Raw genomic sequence first — 18,913 nt, forward strand, 5'->3', positions numbered from 1 at the left:
CATGACTATTCTCGTTACCGGCAGCGCCGGCTTCATCGGCGCGAACTTCGTCCTCGACTGGCTTGCCACTCATGATGAAGCGGTGATCAGCCTCGACAAGCTGACCTATGCAGGCAACCGGGAAAACCTTGCCACCCTGGAAAATGACCCGCGGCATACCTTCGTGCAAGGCGACATTGGCGATAGCAAGCTTGTTTCGCGCCTGCTCGAGGAACATCAGCCCCGCGCTATCCTCAACTTCGCCGCAGAGTCGCACGTCGACCGTTCGATCCACGGCCCGGAAGACTTCATCCAGACCAACATTGTCGGCACCTTCCGCCTGTTGGAGAGCGTGCGCTCGTACTGGGGAAACCTGCCGGAAGAACGCAAGAGCGCCTTCCGCTTCCTCCACGTATCCACCGACGAGGTGTACGGCTCGCTGGAGCCGACTGCTCCAGCCTTTACCGAGAAGCACCAGTACGAGCCCAACAGCCCGTACTCTGCCTCCAAGGCTGCATCCGACCACCTGGTACGCGCCTACCACCACACCTATGGCCTGCCGGTACTGACCACCAATTGCTCGAACAATTATGGTCCCTACCACTTCCCAGAGAAGCTGATCCCACTGGTGATCCACAATGCGCTGGGCGGCAACGCGCTGCCAATCTATGGCGATGGCCAGCAGATCCGCGACTGGCTCTATGTAAAAGACCATTGCAGTGCCATCCGACGCGTACTCGAAGCTGGGCAGTTGGGCGAAACCTACAACGTTGGTGGCTGGAACGAAAAAGCCAATATCGACGTCGTGCACACCCTCTGCGACATCCTGGACCAGGAGAAGCCGCGCCCCGACGGCCGAAGCTACCGCGAGCAGATCACCTTCGTCAAAGATCGCCCTGGGCATGATCGCCGATACGCAATCGACGCCAGCCGCCTTGAGCGCGAACTCGGCTGGAAGCCTGCAGAGACCTTCGAAACCGGTATCCGCAAGACCGTGCGCTGGTATCTGGACAACCAGGCATGGGTGAACAATGTAACGAGCGGTGCATACCGCGAGTGGGTAGGTAAGCAGTACGCATGAAAAAGATCCTGTTACTCGGCGCCAATGGCCAGGTCGGCTGGGAGCTTCAGCGCGCACTCGCGCCTCTGGGGCAGCTGCTGGTCTGCGATCGGCACAGCGCCGACCTGAGCGACCTGGGTGGCCTGTCGGCGCTGATTCGTCAAGAAAAGCCCGATACCATTGTCAATGCCGGCGCCTATACCGCGGTTGATAAAGCGGAAAGCCATGTCGCTGATGCCCGCCGAATCAATGCTGACGCTGTCAGCGCAATGGCCCAGGCGGCTCGCGAAATCGATGCCTGCCTGGTGCATTACTCCACGGACTACGTCTTTGACGGCAGCGGCAGCACGCCCTTTTCGGAGGATGCCCCCACCAATCCGCTCAGCGTGTACGGGCAGACCAAACTTGAAGGCGAGCTTGCAATCCGGGAAAGCGGCTGCCGTCATCTGATTTTCCGCACGAGCTGGGTCTATGCATCTCGCGGCGCCAACTTCGCCAAGACCATGCTGCGTCTGGCCAAGGAGCGTGAAGAGCTCCGAGTGATTGCTGATCAGTTCGGCGCCCCAACCAGCGCCGAGCTGATTGCGGACATCACGGCACTGGTATTGCAGCGCCTCGCTCACGACAGCGAGCTCAACGCCTACGCGAGCGGCACCTACCACCTTGTTGCCAGCGGCGAAACTAGTTGGCACAGCTATGCCCAGTTTGTGATTGGCGAAGCCATTCGCCTTGGCAGCGACTTGCGAGCAGCGCCCGAGCGCGTCATTCCGATCGCGACCAGCGAGTACCCGCTACCCGCCAAGCGGCCGGCGAACTCTCGTCTAGCCAATGACAAGCTGCAACGCACTTTCGACGTGCAACTCCCGCACTGGGAATACCACGCACAACGCATGATCAGAGAATTGGTCGATCAGGGAACAGTATGAAACGTAAAGGAATCATTCTCGCCGGGGGATCCGGTACCCGTCTGCACCCAGCAACCCTGGCAATTTCCAAGCAGCTGCTGCCGGTCTACGACAAACCGATGATCTATTACCCGCTGAGCACCCTGATGCTGGCAGGAATCCGGGACATCCTGATCATCTCGACCCCGCAGGACACCCCACGCTTCGAGCAGCTGCTGGGAGACGGTAGTCGCTGGGGCCTGAATCTGCAGTATGCAATACAGCCATCGCCGGATGGACTCGCCCAGGCCTTCCTGATCGGCGAGGAATTCCTCGGCAATGACCCATGCGCACTCGTGCTTGGCGACAACATCTACCACGGTCATGAATTCCAGGAATTGCTGCTGAACGCAATGAGCCGCCCAAGCGGTGCCAGCGTGTTCGCGTATCACGTGCACGATCCCGAGCGCTATGGTGTGGTCGAGTTCAACAGCGAAGGAAAAGCGATCAGCCTCGAAGAAAAGCCGGCACAACCCAAATCCAGCTATGCCGTTACTGGTTTGTACTTCTACGACAATCAGGTCGTCGACATCGCCAAGAGCATCAAGCCCTCCCCGCGTGGAGAGCTGGAAATCACCGACGTGAACAAGGCTTATCTGGAGCGCGGTGAACTCTCGGTGGAAATCATGGGCCGCGGCTACGCTTGGCTGGATACCGGAACCCACGACTCCCTGCTGGAAGCCAGCCACTTCATCGCCACCTTGGAAAACCGCCAGGGCCTGAAAGTAGCCTGCCCAGAAGAGATCGCCTTCCGCCAGAAGTGGATCAGCGCGGAACAGTTGGAAGCTCTGGCGACACCTCTGGCCAAGAACGGCTACGGACAATACCTGAAACGCCTGTTGGTTGAGACTGTTTACTAATGAAAGCCACCCGCCTTGCAATTCCTGACGTCATCCTCATCGAGCCAAAAGTATTTGGTGATGAGCGCGGTTTCTTTTTTGAAAGCTTTAACCATGCCGGTTTTGAAGAAATTATTGGCCGCCCCGTTAAATTCGTTCAAGACAATCACTCACGTTCAGTAAAAGGCGTACTGCGCGGCCTGCATTATCAGATTCAAAACCCACAAGGAAAACTGGTGCGGGTGGTGCAAGGTGAGGTGCTAGACGTTGCAGTCGACCTGAGAAGGAACTCACCTACTTTTGGGAAATGGGTGAGCGCCAAGCTAAGCGCTGAAAACAAGGCACAGCTCTGGGTCCCAGAAGGATTTGCACATGGATTCGTAGTGCTTTCCGACTCCGCTGAGTTTCTGTACAAAACAACTGACTATTACGCCCCAGCCTACGAGCGCTGCATTAGCTGGAACGATCCAACTCTTGCTATCGAATGGGAAATTTCGACAGAGCCGGCGCTTTCCCAGAAAGACTCGCAAGGAAAGTCTCTTTTGGAAGCTGAGGTCTACAGCTAATGCAAAGATTCTCTGCCTCCCCCAGAGAAATGCTTGCGAGCTTCTTGAGGAATAGAGGCCTTATAAAAGAGCTGGTCAAGCGTGAGGTTATTGGACGCTACAAGGGCTCCTACATGGGCATCCTATGGTCGTTCTTCAACCCGATTCTTATGCTGGCCGTGTACACTTTTGTATTCAGCGTTGTCTTCAAGGCGCGCTGGAATACAAACAGCGAATCCAAAGGGGAGTTCGCCCTCATTCTTTTTGCCGGCCTGATTCTGTTCAATATATTCTCAGAATGCATAACCAAAGCACCCGGCATAATTCTCTACAACGCGAACTACGTCAAAAAGGTTGTATTTCCGCTAGAAATCTTACCCTGGGTATCACTGGGCGCTGCACTTTTTCACGGCGCAATAAGCCTCGCCGTATGGCTGGCGGTCTATATCTTCACATTTGGCTTGCCCCCAGCCACCGCACTACTTCTACCAACTATTATTGTACCATTCGCCCTATTCATACTTGGCCTCTCTTGGACGCTATCTGCTTTAGGCGTCTTTCTTCGAGATACCAGCCAGTTTATCGGAATTGCCACGACAGCAATACTCTTCATGTCCCCAATATTTTACCCGATATCAGCTATCCCGGAGGACTACCGGCAGTTCCTTTTCATGAACCCTCTCACGCTGATAATCGAGCAGGGACGCAACCTCTTGTATTGGGGTATCACCCCCTCACCGTATCTAATAATCGGCTATACCGCTGGCGCAACAACTATCGCTTGGCTAGGTTTCGTACTGTTCCAGAAGACACGGAAGGGATTTGCAGATGTCATCTGAAACAGCAATAGTCGTTGAAAATATCAGCAAATCTTTCCATACCTACGAAAAGCCAAGAGACAGATTGCTGCAGTCTCTTTTTGGATCAAAGAAAACCTTTTACAAGGAATTCAAGGCGCTTCAAGACATAGGTTTCTCAATACAGAGAGGAGAGACCGTCGGCATCGTCGGTCGTAATGGCAGCGGAAAATCTACGCTACTACAGATCATCTGCGGCACCCTGAACCAGACTTCAGGAATGGTCTCCACATCTGGAAGGATTGCTGCACTTCTTGAACTCGGCTCTGGCTTCAACCCGGATTTCACAGGCCGAGAGAATGTCTTCCTCAATGCGCGAGTTCTAGGCCTGTCGCATAAGGAAATCGAAGACAGATACCAATCAATTGTCGACTTCGCAGAAATTGGCGACTTTATAGATCAACCGATCAAAACGTACTCTAGTGGAATGCTGGTGCGTTTGGCCTTTTCTGTAGCCATCAATGTCGACCCGGTAATATTAGTAGTAGATGAAGCGTTATCAGTCGGCGATGAACTCTTTCAGCGGAAATGCTTCTCCAGAATTGAGCAGATAAAAAAACAAGGATCAACAATCCTTTTTGTCTCTCATTCTGGCTCGACTGTAATTGAGCTTTGCGACCGCGCAATTCTGATCGACCATGGGGAGCTTCTGTTTGATGGCGACCCAAAAACAACCATCGGCTTGTATCAGAAACTACTCTATGCCACCGCCGATAAGCAGGTAGGTATTCGCGAAGAAATTCGTATAGCGGCCACCTCTCCGATCCTCAAAGAAGATCTGTCACGCCAAACCGAAAAGGCGTCGCAGACTAACCAGGAAAGCCTGTCGGAAGCATTTTTTGACGCCAATCTGAAGTCAAAAAGCACGATCAGCTATGAGCAAAACGGCGCCAGAATCCTCCAACCAATGATCGTTGATGACCGGGGACGTCAAGTCAACTGCTTGGTCAGAGGTGAAAGCTATCGTTACAAGTACGATGTCGAGTTTCTCGACAATGCAGAGAATGTCCGCTTTGGAATGCTACTCAAGACAACCTCCGGCATTGAGCTTGGCGGCGCGGTCTCGTCCAGTCTGGGAAACCAAGGACAGTCCTATCACTCCGGTGAAAAGATTGAAGCTGAATTCTCATTCACCTGTAATCTAAACACCGGAATTTACTACTTGAATGCCGGGGTCGTTGGCGTGCAAGCTGGAAAAGAAACTTACCTGCATCGGCATCTGGATTTAGCGATATTCAGAGTCATCCCGGTAAGCAATAACAGAGTCACGTGCCACATCGACTTTAACTGCGCATTCTCGTCCAACAAGATCGAAATACTAGAGCCGAGTCGCGAATGACTAAAAGACTTATCCTAGTTCTGGGCATGCACCGTAGTGGCACCAGCGCACTGACCAGAGGCCTCCAGGCTCTGGGTGTTTCCTTGGGTGACGAGCTTTATGCCGCGATAGCCGGAAACAACGATAAAGGTTTCTTCGAGGATATCGAGACAAACAAGCTCAATAACGAAATCCTCCAGGCATTAGGGTTCGAATGGGATTCCCTCTCAGACATCCCCGAAGATCTAATTCTGAGAAAGGCAATTCCTGCATTCGAAGAACGTGCAAAAGAGCTGATCCGAGAAAAGCTATCGAATAGCGCCGTTTTCGGACTAAAGGATCCTCGACTGTGTCGGCTGCTCCCATTTTGGCAGCATGTACTACAGGCAGACGACGTTGACGTCTCCTACATAGTATCCTTGCGCAACCCCCTGAATGTTGCAAACTCCCTCTCAAATCGAGACAACTTCGATTTTGAGAAATCCTGTTACCTTTGGCTAACTCACCTTGCCGAAGCAGTCCGCTACACCGAGGGGAAAAACAGAGTATTTGTCAGCTACGACGCCATCTTGGATGATCCGGAATTTCAGCTGCGCCGAATTGCAATCGGTCTATCCTTGAATCAGCCTTCTGCAGAGACGCTTATCGAGTACAGGGATAGTTTCCTGGATCAGGATTTAAGACGAAGTGCTTTGGGCATGAAAGAACTAGAAATGTCCTTTCAGGCGCCACCTGTTGTGAAATCACTATATCTGCGCCTGCTGGAAGAGGCTGATGTCACACAATCCAGCGACATACGCAGCATGGGAGACGTCGCCGAAGAAAGTCTCTCCATATTGAAGAACATCTACCCCGCTCTTTCACTTGTCGATCGGCAACAGGCAACCTTGAAACAACAGGCTGAGACATTATCAAAAATCGAACAACTAAACACATTGCTTGCTCAGCAACTTAAAGACTTCGAAGAACTAAGCTCATCGCTTGCTCGGAAACTGAAAGACTGCGAAGAACTAAATCTAGAATATGGAAATCAAGTAACTTGTGTCTCCGAGAAATTTGAAATGGCAAATAACGAACTGAACACTGTCCGGCATAAGCTTGAAGCCAACCAGGAAGAACTCTCCACACAAAGAGAACTCGCCCAAAAGGAGCGCGTTCAAAGGGAAGAGATTTCAAAGGAGCTCAAGCAGACCATTGAAGAAAAAGAGAAGCATATCTCCCATATTGAGCATATGCATCTTGAATACGCAATATTGGAATACAAGCTTCAGGCCGTCTACAACAGCCGTATCTGGCGAATGACTCAACCCTTACGTACAGCCGCAAACCTCTACAGATCTGACTCTGCCACGCGAACGCGTTACTTTGTAGAGATTCTGCGCACCCTGTGGCGAAAGCTCCCGCTTTCAGGGCAAACGAAAACTCAAATTCGATCATTGCTTGTAGCTAAAGAACAGGCACCAACTGCTGAAGTTGTCCAAGAGGGAGTACCACGAATCATATTTGATGATTCAAAGGACGAATTCATTCCCTTTAGAGAAAATGCCTCGATCGAACCGGCGGTGAAGCTGATTGCTTTTTACCTTCCGCAGTTCCATCCGTTCCCAGAGAATGATCAGTGGTGGGGAAAGGGCTTTACTGAGTGGACCAATGTAGGAAAAGCTCTGCCCAACTACGAAAATCACTATCAGCCGCATTGTCCGATCCACTCCGGGTATTATGATCTTCGTGTCAAGGAAGTAATGGAGGAACAGTCGGTACTTGCCAAGCAATACGGCATCCACGGCTTCAGTTATTACTTCTACTGGTTCGACAGCAAGATCCTGATGGATCGTCCTCTTGAGGATATGCTGCAAAATCCAAAAGTTGACATGCCGTTCTGCCTGACCTGGGCCAATGAGAATTGGACACGCCGCTGGGATGGCCAGGAAAACGATGTCCTTATCGGGCAAAACCATTCTGACGCCGATTCTCTTGCATTCATTCGCCATCTTGACAAATATTTCAAAGATAGCCGATACATCAGAATCGATGGGAAGCCGGTTCTAATTATATACCGCGCCAGCATCATCCCAAACATGAAGGAAACTGCCAAGCTTTGGCGCGACGAGGCGCTAAAGCTTGGCCACTCTGGCTTATATCTGATCTGCGCTCAAAGCTTTGGAATTAAGTCGCCGGTTGAGTTTGGCTTTGACGCTTCAGTTGAGTTCCCACCACATACCGTATCGAGCGGAGATATCCGGCATACGTTACAGAATGTGAATCCCAACTTTAACGGCCACGTTTTCAGCTACGAACAAGTTGTTGAGCACGCAATCAGCCAACCCGAGCCCGAATATAAGCTTTTCCGCACGGCGATGTTGTCTTGGGACAACACTGCTCGCAAGCAATTAAACAGCCATATATTCCATGGCTTTAGCCTCTTACGATACAAGCAATGGCTATCCAAGATCGCAAATAATGTCTTCAACAATAAGAAATATTCTAATGAAGAGAAGATAATCTTCGTCAACGCATGGAACGAATGGGCAGAGGGCACTCACCTCGAGCCTGATCGTCGCTTTGGGTACGGCTACCTACAGACAACCTATGATGTAATAAAGGACTATGACAACGAAACATCCGAGAAGCTCACCCCGGGTTCACTGGTGAAGAACTCAGAGAACGCTGTCATTGTGCATTTGCACTATCTTGATGTCTGGCCGGAACTGTCACGCTACCTCGAAAACTTCCCAGCCAGCTCGTTTGACCTTTACGTTACTGTGACCTCTAAAGAGCTAGCAGCGGCAGTACTGGCAGAGTACCCACATGCGATTGTTCGACTTTATGAAAATCGCGGACGGGACATCCTCCCATTCATTCGCTTGCTCACCGAAATTTCCCCATTGAACTACGAGTGCATTTGTAAGATTCACTCTAAAAAGAGCGTCTATCGCCAAGATGGGGCGGAAATTCGGGCCGAGATTCTCGACTCACTTTCCGAAAGCAAGTCTCATGTGCAAGGTATTGTGCAGGCATTCAAGAAAGATCCAGAGCTCGGCATCGTTGCACCTCGTAAGTATCTGATCCCGCACACCGACCACAACATGACCTACTGCCACGAAGTAGTTGCAGAACTGTGCAAAAATCTAGACATTCATTTTGCCTACGATGACTTCCCCGCAGGGTCAATGTTCTGGTTCCGCCCGGCGGCAATCAAGCAACTTATCAAGTTGAAGCCTGAAAGCTTTGCGCCAGAATCCGGGCTCGCTGATGGCACACTGCCCCACGCCATTGAAAGAGTATTCTGTGTACTGGCCAAAACTAACAGGTTCAAGGTTGAAGTAATCTAACGAACCTCTGCATCACATACATGCTTCTGGCTCAACCAGAGGCATGTTTGCATTAAGCGGATTCCAAGATGAACTCAAAGAGCTCCAGTTACCTCTGGACACAGCTGACAAATTCAAACTCGCCAATCAGTACCCGTCATCTGATTTCGCTGGTAGTGGCTTGTCTATTGCTCGGATTTTTCACTTTAACCTTCGCCTTTTCACCGTTGAATGGCGAAGATTATGCTCTTACCGCGCAACTAGATAGCCTCTCGGCCGCCGATCGGATCCTATGGATTATTCAGCGTTCCGCACTGCAGATAACCACTTGGAACGCTCGCTTTGGTGAACAGCTTTCCATATTTTGGCTATCCATCCCTGAGATATTTTTTACCCTGGCAAATACGCTGGCCTTTTTTGCTTTCTCCGCTCTGATTGCTATGTTTGCTGTAGAGGAAAAGTATTGGTCAGCCTCACGCCTTGGCATCGCCACGTTTGCTGCTATCGCTCTATGCTATGTGTTCTGGCCCCGCATGGAGCTTTTCTTCTGGCGCACTACTGCGGCAGGTTATCTCCAACCGTTGGTGCTCACACTTGCTATTGCCCTGCTTTTCCATTCGGAACGAGCAAGAGCATATTCGCTGGAAAGCAACACCAGAGTAGCGATAGCAATCATTCTCTGCTTCATTGGCGGGTGTTCCTTCGAGAACATACCCCCCGCACTCATTCCATACCTCGCAATCCTCGCCGCCTTGCGATTCAGGCGCAAGCGAGCAGACGGACCGTATATGGCCGCCTACATGGCTGCATATCTTGCCGGCTGGGCAGTACTCATGCTGATGCCATCGACTGAGTTCCGTACCAATTGGTATCGAACCCATATGGGCACCCCCCCCATATCTATAAGCTATCTATTACACCAGACAGCACAGATTATAAATGTTTTCCTCGGCGCCACGAAGGGTTTACTCACGGCACTAGCTCTTACCCTTATCTGGTGTACAGTTCGCTATAAGGCGAACCCACTTAGGAACACAGATATAGTCCTCCTGAGTATTCCAGCAATTCTTTGCGGCGGCGCGCTGCTAATTTCCCCCTACATAGAACCGAGGGCTTTTTCCATAGCTTGGATCCTCGGGATAATTTCCATAGTAAGACTGACCGACAAATATATACAGAGGCACTCTCCGCGCCTCTACACCTTACTACTTGTCGGATTATCCATTTCTGCCATCTCTGCAGCGTCGATAATATTCCGCGACTACCTCCAGTTTTCTCAGAAGGTCAACGCAAGAATGGAGTTCATAGCCTCAGAAGCTCATGAAGGGCGCTGCCAGAGCGGAATCAGAATACCTATTATCCAAACAAATTCAGATATTCGAATCCTGAATAATAGAGAAGAATGGGTCCGAGACAACCCTGGCCAGATCAGCACTTACTTCAAATGCAAGATTCTCATCGAAGAACAATAGGCCTAGGATAATCATGTCTGCACTCCCCCATTCTCAAATAAGACTTCACGGCCCAGATGTCCTTCGTGGGTTTGCCGCCCTCGGAGTGGTTTTTTTTCATGTCTTGTATTTATCAGGGCTCCCACAGACAGCCATTACAAACTTTCTATTCGGCAGACTTGATTTTTTGGTAAGACTCTTCTTCTCAATCAGCGCATTTTCTATCTGCTATGCCTACTACAATCGCATAGATAGCAAAGTTCAACTGAGAAGCTTCTACATAAACAGATTTTTCCGAATAGCGCCTCTCTTCTACTTCGCGCTAGCCCTATCGATAGCGATAAGCTATATCCTTGGCCGAGGCCTTCCTTCTCTATACGACTTCGTCCTCTCTTTGTCATTTCTTTTCCCATTTGTTCCTGGAAAGCATGGAAGCTTGGTTGGAGGAGGCTGGTCGTTAGGGCTCGAATGGTTGTTCTATGTATTTTTCCCTATTCTAATATGCTTCTGCAGGGGAATATTGACCTCCTTATCGGTCTGGGTTGGGCTTCTGTTTATCGCACTTTGCCGCTACACATATTTCACCCAAGGCGGAACCCCTGCCCCTCTATACGAGTATGGAATTCTATTTTTCTTATCTCATGCCCCATTCTTCCTCGTTGGTGTTCTATTATATTTTCTCTTCGAGCGCTTTTCTGGACGCCAGTACAACATTCCAGCGATATCAGGAATATCCATTATTGGAATCACACTCATTACAATGAGCTACTTTTACTTCAAGCTGGACGAGAAAATTCCTGAAGAAATATTCCTGTCTCTGGCATCGTTCTCGCTCATAGCCCTGTCCATTCTAGGCATGCCCCGAGTTCTTGACAACGCGCTGACTCGGCATCTGGGAAGCATCAGCTATAGTGTTTACCTGATGCAATTCCCTGTCATCGCCATAGTTGGCCACTTCGGGTTTTATGGATATATTCTAGACCTTTCCAAGCATCACACAGTCAACTTTCTACTGGCGGCCGTTTTCACTGCAACTGTTGTGATTTTCGTCTCGCACTTTACTCACAAACTGATCGAACTGCCCTTGATCAAGGTGGGCCGTTCCTTCGCCAAGAGACAGCAGCCGCTTAATGATTGAGACTAGAGAAACGGCAATGGAAAACATTGAAAGCAAAGCAGTCTTTTCTTCCGAGAAGAGGAAAATCTCTCTCGTTATACCTTTTTATAACGAGGAAGAGGGTATTAGGAATACGTTTCACGAGATTGAGAAGCATATTGGCGACTCGCGCTATGAATGGGAAATCATCGCCATCAATGACGGAAGTTCGGACAAAACCCTTGAAGTCCTCGGTGATATAGCCCCCAGTGGCTATACGATTTCAGTTGTGGATCTTTCGCGAAACTTCGGAAAGGAAGCAGCACTTTCCGCCGGGCTCTGCCAAGCCACGGGGGATGCGATTATTCCGCTAGACGCGGACCTTCAGGATCCCCCCTCACTCATTTCAGACATGATTCAGAAGTGGGAAGAGGGATATGACGTCGTGCTGGCGAAACGATTGGATCGCACCAGTGATAGCGTCCTGAAGCGTTATACTGCCGCCGCTTTCTACTCCGTCATCAACAAGATGTCCGAAGTAGCGATCCCTGAGAACGTGGGGGATTTCCGGCTGATGGACCGCCGGGTAGTCAACGTAATTACTTCGTTACCTGAAACTCGGCGATTCATGAAAGGCTTATTCGCCTGGGCGGGATTCAGAACTACAACTGTCGAATACGTTCGGCCAGCGCGGGCTGCAGGAGACACGAAGTTCTCCGGATGGAAGCTATGGAATCTCGCTCTAGAGGGCGTTACTTCATTCTCTACGATTCCACTGAAAATCTGGTCATACATCGGCTTCTTAGTTGCCATCGGAGCTTTCGGGTACGGTGCTCTTATTGTTATCCGAACGCTTATATTTGGAATTGACATTCCTGGTTATGCCTCTCTGATTTCTATATTGCTCTTCGTTTCCGGCTTGCAAATGGTAGGCCTTGGAATTCTCGGAGAGTATGTTGGCCGCATATATATGGAATCAAAAAATCGCCCGCCATTTATTGTTAGATCGGTTAAATCCAGGCAGAAATGATGCTTTCCAAAGGAACAATAAGGCAGTTTATAAAGTTCTCCAGTGTCGGCATCCTAAACACTGGAGTACATATTATTATCGCATTTTCCCTTATCGAAATTTCCGGACTTTCACCAACAACCGGAAATGCGCTGGCCTTTTTGTCTGCAAACCTTTTCTCTTTCTTTATCAACTCCACCTGGACATTCGGCCATCGCATTTCAGCAACTCTATACCTTCGGTTTCTTTTGGTAAGCCTAGTCGGATTATTTATTTCCTGGAGCGCAGTCTGGGCCGCTCAACAAGCAGGCTTCCACTACGCGCTTGGGATAGTAAGTTCGGTGATTTTGGTTGCCTTAGCTGGATACGTCATGAATAGATACTTCGTATTTACAGAAAAACCATCGCAACCGAGCTAGATTCAATCGCAAAATAGGGAGTTAGACTAAGAAACCGGCAGCCTTGGACATTCAACCAACGACCGTTCGGTGAAGTTCCAAGGCCTTCTACATCGATAGATCGCCCAGCAATGGCAATCCAACTTCAACGAGAGAACAAGACACTTCTTTTGCTAGCGCCTATCATTGCGGCCTGATGTACGTTGGAATTACACGCTTCGGATGCACTCCGATAAAATCCCGAATTAAGTCTCTTGATCTGGCACGCCAGCCAAGTCACTGCGCCGATCGCACCAAAAGGCTTGGGCAGCGGCCAAAGACTGGCTGGTTCATTGGCTTGAGCAGTTCTGGCAAGTCCAGTCTTGCGCTTTCGCTTGAGAGACGCCTGACCGACATGGGACTCATCGCCTCACGCTCGGCAGCAATAATATTCACCATGGTCTCTATCGCGACTCAGGGTTCTCAGCCCACATCGCTCAGCGATTATCCGACGAACAACCGAGATCACCCACTTGCTGCAAGACCCAAGGTTGATCGTCATTTCGTCATTCATCCATCCGTACCGTTCGGACAGGGAGATTGCGCGTTCCATCATCGACAAAAAACTTCACGCAAGTGTGTGCCTGTACGCCACTGACAGTCTGCGAAGAGAGATACAAAGGGCTTCTATCGGTGAGCTGGAGTGAGAGAGCTTGCCAACTCCACTTGAATTGCCGCTCGCTGCGAGGCGGCGTCTGAAGCACACGCGTCGGCTCTGGACACATCGCGAATTTCCTTAGATGAGTATATTAAGAAGCTACTCGATGTACTTGACTTCGATGGCGTGTAGAGAGATCGATCAATCCTGGTTCAGGGCACAGTGAAAACCAAAGCTATGGTTCCCTCATTCAAATGGCAATTACCATTATTCGTCTTTTCACTGGCCTTACTCTGGCCCCTCCACCACTTCGCCGAGCGCTACTACAGCGAACAACTGGCCGAGCAGAACCAGCAGACCCTCGACCTCTACGTCGCCAACCTGCTCGGCACCCTGCGCCGTTACGAGGACCTGCCGCCGATCCTCGGTGAACTGCCGACCCTGCGCACTGCGCTGCAAACGCCGGAGAGCCTGACAGCACAGAACGCCGCCAACCTGGAACTGCAGCGCATCCGCGGGCGTACCGGGGCGGACGTCATCTACCTGATCCAGGCAGACGGCATGACCCACGCCGCCTCCAACTGGGATCAGCCGGACAGCTTCGTCGGCCGCAACTTCGCCTTCCGCCCCTACTACAAGGAAGCGACACAGGGGCGACAGGGCCGTTTCTTCGGCCTGGGCACCACCTCCAAGCGACGCGGTTACTACTTCGCCAGCGACGTGCGTGACGGCGGCAAACTGCTGGGTGTGCTGGTGGTGAAGGTCGACCTCGAACACATGGAGCAGCTCTGGGGCAATACGCCCGAGCAGTTGCTGGTGATGGACTCCAACGGAGTCGTCATCCTGTCCTCCAGCAATGCGTGGCGCTTCCACACCGGCAAGGAACTCTCACCCGCCAAACAACGCGAGATTGCCGAGAACATTCCCTATCCGGTGCTGCACCCGGCGCCGCTGAAGATCGACCAGCGCCGCTGGATCAGCCAGAGCCGCCACCTGCCGGAAACGGGCTGGACGGTGAGCATCTACACCCCGCGCACCCAGGTCGACGCGCCTGTACGCAGCGTCGTACTGATCGGCGCCGCAACCCTGGTGGCCCTTCTTCTATTGCTGTCTCTACTGACCATCAGCCGCCGCCATTACCTCGAACGCATTGCCCTGGAGGCCCAGGCCAAGCACGAACTGGAACTGCGTGTGCAGGAGCGCACCCAGGAGCTTGAAGGTGCAAACACGCGACTACAGGAGGAAGTCAGCAACCGCGAACAGGCCCAGCGCGAGCTGATGCACGCCCAGGATGAAGTGGTGCAGGCCGGCAAGCTCACCGCTCTGGGCACCATGTCTGCCAGCATCAGTCACGAGCTCAACCAGCCGCTGGCGGCGATCCGCAGCTACGCCGACAACGCCCGCGTGCTGCTCGACCACGAGCGCTACAGCGACGCCCGTGGCAACCTCGAGCAGATCGGTGAGCTGACCGGGCGCATGGCCTCGATCATCGGCCACCTCAAGGCCTACGCCCGCGGCGCCCGCCGCGCACCGGAGAACGTCGCACTGCAACCGGCGATCAATGACGCCCTGGCCCTGCTCGCCCAGCGCCGCCAGGCGATGAACGTGGAGCTGCTGCGTGACCTGCCCGACGCGGCGATCTGGGTGCAGGCCGGCGAGACGCGCCTGCGGCAGATCCTTTCCAACCTGATCTCCAACGCCCTCGACGCCCTGACCGAGAAGGGACTGCCAAGGCGCATCTGGCTGACTACCGAGCAGACGCCCGAACGCATCATCCTGTCCCTGCGCGACAACGGCCCCGGCTTCTCCGAAGAGGCCCTGGCCCATGCCCGCGAGCCCTTCTTCACCACCAAGACCAGCGCAAAGGGCCTGGGGCTTGGCCTGGCCATCTGCGACACCCTGTTACGCACGCTGGGCGGACATCTTGAATTGGGCAATCACCCCGAGGGCGGCGCTCTCGTACAATTGCACCTGTTGCCGGGCATTCCCGGCGTGACCCTGACGCCGCAAGAGGAAACCCGCGCATGAGCTCGGCCGAGCCGTTCGACTCCACCACCCAGGTGCTGCTGGTCGATGACGACCCGCACCTGCGCCAGGCGCTCTGCCAGACCCTCGACCTCGCCGGCTTCAAGGTGGTCGCCCTGGGCGATGCGCGGCAGATCGATCCGCAGCAGGCACGAGACTGGCCGGGAGTGATCGTCAGCGACATCCGCATGCCGGGCATCGATGGCCTGCAGCTGCTGGAGCAACTGCACGCGCAGGATTCCGAGTTGCCGGTGATCCTGATTACCGGCCATGGCGACGTACCGCTGGCGGTGAAAGCCATGCGCTCGGGCGCCTACGATTTCCTCGAGAAGCCCTTCCCCAGCGACGCGCTGCTGGACAGCGTGCGCCGTGCGCTCGATGTGCGCCGACTGGTGCTGGAGAACCGCAGCCTGCGCCTGGCCCTGACCGAGCAGAAGGAGGTCCGTGGCCGCCTGGTTGGCCAGTCCGCGCCGATGCAGCGTCTACAGCAACAGGTCGCGTCGCTCGCGGCAATCCAGGCGGACGTGCTGGTCCTGGGCGAAACCGGCTCGGGTAAGGAAGTCGTCGCCCGCGCCCTGCATGACCTGTCGAGCCGCCGCAACGGTCCCTTCGTCGCGATCAACGCCGGCGCGCTGGCCGAGTCAGTGGTGGAGAGCGAGCTGTTCGGCCACGAGCAGGGCGCTTTCACCGGTGCGCAGAAGCGCCGCATCGGCAAGTTCGAGTTCGCCAATGGCGGTACGCTGTTCCTCGACGAGATCGAGAGCATGAGCCTGGACGTGCAGGTGAAGCTGCTGCGCCTGTTGCAGGAGCGTACCGTCGAACGCCTGGGCTCCAACCAGCTCATTCCACTGGATATCCGCATCATCGCGGCGACCAAGGAGGACCTGCGCCTGGCCTCCGATGAAGGCCGCTTCCGCGCCGACCTCTACTACCGCCTGAATGTTGCCAGCCTGCGCATTCCACCGCTGCGCGAGCGGGGCGACGACATCCTGCTGCTGTTCCAGCACTTTGCCGAACGCGGCGCGCAGCGCCATGGCCTGAACGCCCGCCCGCTGGACTCGGCGCAGCGGGCACAACTGCTGGCACACGGCTGGCCGGGCAATGTCCGCGAACTGCAGAACGCCGCGGAGCGCTACGCTCTCGGCCTGGACCTGGGGCTGGATGACAGCCACGGGCAGGCCACGGCCGCCACTCCCGGTGCTGGGCTGAACGAGCAGGTGGAATCCTTCGAGCGTTCGCTGATTGCCGCGGAAATGAGCCGCTCGCACAGCTCCCTGCGCAGCCTCGCCGAAGCGCTGGGCGTACCGCGCAAGACCCTGCACGACAAGTTGCGCAAGCATGGCCTGCTGTTCTCCGGCAGTGGCGGAAATTCCGCCGACGACAGCGACATCTGAGCAGAAATCCGCCGATGGTCTGGACTGCGACCAAGGGCGAACAGCGCTACAGAGCGCTCTGACGTAGTCTTCAGCCCTGGCACACACCTTGCTCTGCGACACGGGTGCGATTGCCTTGTGCATCACATCTCGCGACGTGCCCGCCACGTCGCGCCCGCCGGGCCACGAACCTGGCGGTGTCCTTCGGGCTTCTTGCCATCTCGCGCCGTCGTTTCGACAGGCGCATCGCCGGGTGCAGTGATCCTGCCCCGGCCAATTTTCCCCTCCCGAATCTTCGTTCAGGACTTTCCTACATAGCGGTCCTGCGCCTCTCTGCATCTGCGAATCAAGCGCAACGGCGCGCCCTGCGCGGGCCTGCGGAATCGACTGCCATTCAGCGGTCATGAAACCGCGCTCAAATCTTCACGAAATCCCCTCTAAATCGGGCGCTAATGCAAAACCTCTCCTATGGTTTATGCGGGGTGGGCAGAGCAGGAAGTACTGCCCAATACATTGGATAGCAAGCTATTGACCTGAATCAGGAGTGCCCCGCCAAGACGGGCGCTAAATAGCCTCACTCTCCAACTTCCTATAGGGAGATTCTTAAATGTCGCAAGAAAGCAGCCAAAAACTAAAGCTAGGCGCTTTGACGGCTCTTGTTGTCGGCTCGATGATTGGCGGGGGCATCTTCTCTCTCCCGCAAAACATGGCCGCCAGCGCTGACGTCGGCGCGATCCTCATCGGTTGGGCCATCACCGCGGTCGGCATGCTGACCCTGGCGTTCGTCTTCCAGACCCTGGCCAACCGCAAACCCCAACTCGACGGTGGTGTGTACGCCTACGCCAAGGCCGGTTTCGGTGACTACATGGGCTTCTCTTCGGCCTGGGGTTACTGGATCAGCGCCTGGCTCGGCAACGTCGGTTACTTCCTCCTGCTGTTCAGCACCCTGGGCTACTTCTTCCCGATCTTCGGCAAGGGCGACACCGTCGCGGCGATCATCTGCGCGTCGATCCTCCTGTGGGCCCTGCACTTCCTGGTGCTGCGCGGGATCAAGGAAGCGGCGTTCATCAACACCATCACCACGGTGGCGAAGATCGTCCCGCTGTTCCTGTTCATCCTGATCTGCCTGTTCGCCTTCAAGCTGGACATCTTCACCGCGGACATCTGGGGCAAGAGCAATCCTGACCTGGGCAGCGTGATGAACCAGGTGCGCAACATGATGCTGGTCACCGTGTGGGTGTTCATCGGCATCGAGGGCGCGAGCATCTTCTCCTCCCGTGCGGAAAAACGTTCGGACGTCGGTAAGGCCACCGTGATCGGCTTCATCACCGTCCTGCTGCTGCTGGTACTGGTGAACGTGCTGTCCATGGGCGTGATGACCCAACCGGAACTGGCCAAGCTGCAGAACCCGTCGATGGCGCTGGTGCTGGAGCATGTGGTCGGCCACTGGGGCGCAGTCCTGATCAGCGTCGGCCTGCTCATCTCCCTGCTGGGCGCCCTGCTCTCCTGGGTGCTGCTGTGCGCCGAGATCATGTTCGCCGCCGCCAAGGACCACACCATGCCGGAGTTCCTCCGCAAGGAGAACGCCAACCAGGTGCCGGCCAACGCCCTCTGGCTGACCAACATCTGCGTGCAGGTCTTCCTGGTCATCGTGTTCTTCACCTCCGGTAGCACCGACGGTGGCATGGACCCGTACACCAAGATGCTGCTGCTGGCCACCTCGATGATCCTGATCCCGTACTTCTGGTCCGCGGCCTACGGCCTGCTGCTGGCAGTCAAGGGCGAGACCTACGAGACCGACTCGGCCGACCGCACCAAAGACCTGATCATCGCCGGTATCTCGGTTCTCTACGCGGTGTGGCTGATCTACGCAGGCGGCCTGAAGTACCTGCTGCTGTCGGCGCTGCTGTACGCGCCCGGCGTCATCCTCTTCGCCAAAGCGAAACACGAAGTGGGTCAACCCATCTTCACCAATGTCGAGAAGCTCATCTTCGCGGTTGTCGTGATCGGTGCACTGATCGCGGCCTATGGCCTCTACGACGGCTTCCTCACTCTGTAACTCCTGGAGACA

General features: G+C 54.0%; 15 protein-coding genes. All 15 read left to right on the forward strand.

The window, feature by feature from the left end; genetic code table 11:
* Position 1 precedes the first annotated feature (1 nt).
* The 15 genes from rfbB (at position 2) to arcD (ending at position 18,901) form a co-directional block, all read left to right on the forward strand.
* A complete protein-coding gene (gene rfbB / locus ABKS89_RS28440; protein ID WP_348588447.1) occupies positions 2–1,060 on the forward strand; it encodes a dTDP-glucose 4,6-dehydratase in 1,059 nt (352 codons plus the stop codon).
* On the forward strand, positions 1,057–1,965 hold the full coding sequence (gene rfbD / locus ABKS89_RS28445) for a dTDP-4-dehydrorhamnose reductase (protein ID WP_348588448.1): 909 nt from the start codon (positions 1,057–1,059) through the stop codon (positions 1,963–1,965). The genes rfbB and rfbD overlap by 4 nt, the downstream gene beginning before the upstream one ends.
* Positions 1,962–2,843: a glucose-1-phosphate thymidylyltransferase RfbA gene (gene rfbA / locus ABKS89_RS28450; protein WP_348588449.1), complete on the forward strand. Its 882-nt coding sequence runs from the start codon at positions 1,962–1,964 to the stop codon at positions 2,841–2,843. Before rfbD ends, rfbA begins: the two co-directional genes overlap by 4 nt.
* Complete coding sequence (gene rfbC / locus ABKS89_RS28455; protein ID WP_348588450.1) at positions 2,843–3,388, forward strand: dTDP-4-dehydrorhamnose 3,5-epimerase; 546 nt, start codon at positions 2,843–2,845, stop codon at positions 3,386–3,388. The genes rfbA and rfbC overlap by 1 nt, the downstream gene beginning before the upstream one ends.
* Positions 3,388–4,206, forward strand: a complete 819-nt coding sequence (locus ABKS89_RS28460) for an ABC transporter permease (RefSeq protein WP_348588451.1) — start codon at positions 3,388–3,390, stop codon at positions 4,204–4,206. The genes rfbC and ABKS89_RS28460 overlap by 1 nt, the downstream gene beginning before the upstream one ends.
* Positions 4,196–5,563, forward strand: coding sequence for an ABC transporter ATP-binding protein (locus tag ABKS89_RS28465; protein ID WP_348588452.1), 1,368 nt, complete (start codon positions 4,196–4,198; stop codon positions 5,561–5,563). The genes ABKS89_RS28460 and ABKS89_RS28465 overlap by 11 nt, the downstream gene beginning before the upstream one ends.
* Positions 5,560–8,874, forward strand: coding sequence for a glycoside hydrolase family 99-like domain-containing protein (locus ABKS89_RS28470; protein WP_348588453.1), 3,315 nt, complete (start codon positions 5,560–5,562; stop codon positions 8,872–8,874). Before ABKS89_RS28465 ends, ABKS89_RS28470 begins: the two co-directional genes overlap by 4 nt.
* A 68-nt stretch (positions 8,875–8,942) precedes the next feature.
* The gene (locus tag ABKS89_RS28475) at positions 8,943–10,325 is read left to right on the forward strand and encodes a DUF6056 family protein (RefSeq protein ID WP_348588454.1); all 1,383 of its coding nucleotides are present in this window, start codon (positions 8,943–8,945) and stop codon (positions 10,323–10,325) included.
* A 13-nt stretch (positions 10,326–10,338) separates the two neighbouring features.
* A complete protein-coding gene (locus ABKS89_RS28480; RefSeq protein ID WP_348588455.1) occupies positions 10,339–11,442 on the forward strand; it encodes an acyltransferase family protein in 1,104 nt (367 codons plus the stop codon).
* A gap of 16 nt (positions 11,443–11,458) precedes the next feature.
* The gene (locus ABKS89_RS28485; protein ID WP_348588456.1) at positions 11,459–12,430 is read left to right on the forward strand and encodes a glycosyltransferase family 2 protein; all 972 of its coding nucleotides are present in this window, start codon (positions 11,459–11,461) and stop codon (positions 12,428–12,430) included.
* Positions 12,430–12,828, forward strand: a complete 399-nt coding sequence (locus tag ABKS89_RS28490) for a GtrA family protein (RefSeq protein WP_348588457.1) — start codon at positions 12,430–12,432, stop codon at positions 12,826–12,828. Before ABKS89_RS28485 ends, ABKS89_RS28490 begins: the two co-directional genes overlap by 1 nt.
* 491 nt (positions 12,829–13,319) lie before the next feature.
* Positions 13,320–13,493 carry an adenylyl-sulfate kinase gene (locus tag ABKS89_RS28495; RefSeq protein WP_348588458.1) on the forward strand — a complete coding sequence of 58 codons (174 nt, stop codon included), beginning with the start codon at positions 13,320–13,322 and terminating at the stop codon, positions 13,491–13,493.
* A gap of 188 nt (positions 13,494–13,681) precedes the next feature.
* Entirely contained in the window at positions 13,682–15,472 is a 1,791-nt protein-coding gene (locus ABKS89_RS28500) for a sensor histidine kinase (protein WP_348588459.1), read from the forward strand.
* A complete protein-coding gene (locus tag ABKS89_RS28505; protein WP_348588460.1) occupies positions 15,469–16,863 on the forward strand; it encodes a sigma-54-dependent transcriptional regulator in 1,395 nt (464 codons plus the stop codon). Before ABKS89_RS28500 ends, ABKS89_RS28505 begins: the two co-directional genes overlap by 4 nt.
* A gap of 586 nt (positions 16,864–17,449) precedes the next feature.
* Entirely contained in the window at positions 17,450–18,901 is a 1,452-nt protein-coding gene (arcD, locus tag ABKS89_RS28510) for an arginine-ornithine antiporter (protein ID WP_138213805.1), read from the forward strand.
* The last annotated feature ends 12 nt before the right edge of the window (positions 18,902–18,913 follow it).

This window comes from Pseudomonas sp. LABIM340, assembly GCF_040017195.2.
Classification (GTDB): Bacteria; Pseudomonadota; Gammaproteobacteria; order Pseudomonadales; family Pseudomonadaceae; genus Pseudomonas.

What these genes read in the sequence shown, in the direction of transcription:
- ABKS89_RS28485 (WP_348588456.1), top strand. Translation starts at nt 11,459, where the DNA reads ATGGAAAACATTGAAAGCAAAGCAGTCTTTTCTTCCGAGAAGAGGAAA.
- arcD (WP_138213805.1), top strand. Translation starts at nt 17,450, where the DNA reads ATGTCGCAAGAAAGCAGCCAAAAACTAAAGCTAGGCGCTTTGACGGCT.
- ABKS89_RS28505 (WP_348588460.1), top strand. Translation starts at nt 15,469, where the DNA reads ATGAGCTCGGCCGAGCCGTTCGACTCCACCACCCAGGTGCTGCTGGTC.
- rfbD (WP_348588448.1), top strand. Translation starts at nt 1,057, where the DNA reads ATGAAAAAGATCCTGTTACTCGGCGCCAATGGCCAGGTCGGCTGGGAG.
- ABKS89_RS28465 (WP_348588452.1), top strand. Translation starts at nt 4,196, where the DNA reads ATGTCATCTGAAACAGCAATAGTCGTTGAAAATATCAGCAAATCTTTC.
- ABKS89_RS28500 (WP_348588459.1), top strand. Translation starts at nt 13,682, where the DNA reads ATGGTTCCCTCATTCAAATGGCAATTACCATTATTCGTCTTTTCACTG.
- rfbA (WP_348588449.1), top strand. Translation starts at nt 1,962, where the DNA reads ATGAAACGTAAAGGAATCATTCTCGCCGGGGGATCCGGTACCCGTCTG.
- ABKS89_RS28470 (WP_348588453.1), top strand. Translation starts at nt 5,560, where the DNA reads ATGACTAAAAGACTTATCCTAGTTCTGGGCATGCACCGTAGTGGCACC.
- ABKS89_RS28480 (WP_348588455.1), top strand. Translation starts at nt 10,339, where the DNA reads ATGTCTGCACTCCCCCATTCTCAAATAAGACTTCACGGCCCAGATGTC.
- rfbC (WP_348588450.1), top strand. Translation starts at nt 2,843, where the DNA reads ATGAAAGCCACCCGCCTTGCAATTCCTGACGTCATCCTCATCGAGCCA.
- ABKS89_RS28460 (WP_348588451.1), top strand. Translation starts at nt 3,388, where the DNA reads ATGCAAAGATTCTCTGCCTCCCCCAGAGAAATGCTTGCGAGCTTCTTG.
- rfbB (WP_348588447.1), top strand. Translation starts at nt 2, where the DNA reads ATGACTATTCTCGTTACCGGCAGCGCCGGCTTCATCGGCGCGAACTTC.
- ABKS89_RS28490 (WP_348588457.1), top strand. Translation starts at nt 12,430, where the DNA reads ATGCTTTCCAAAGGAACAATAAGGCAGTTTATAAAGTTCTCCAGTGTC.
- ABKS89_RS28475 (WP_348588454.1), top strand. Translation starts at nt 8,943, where the DNA reads ATGAACTCAAAGAGCTCCAGTTACCTCTGGACACAGCTGACAAATTCA.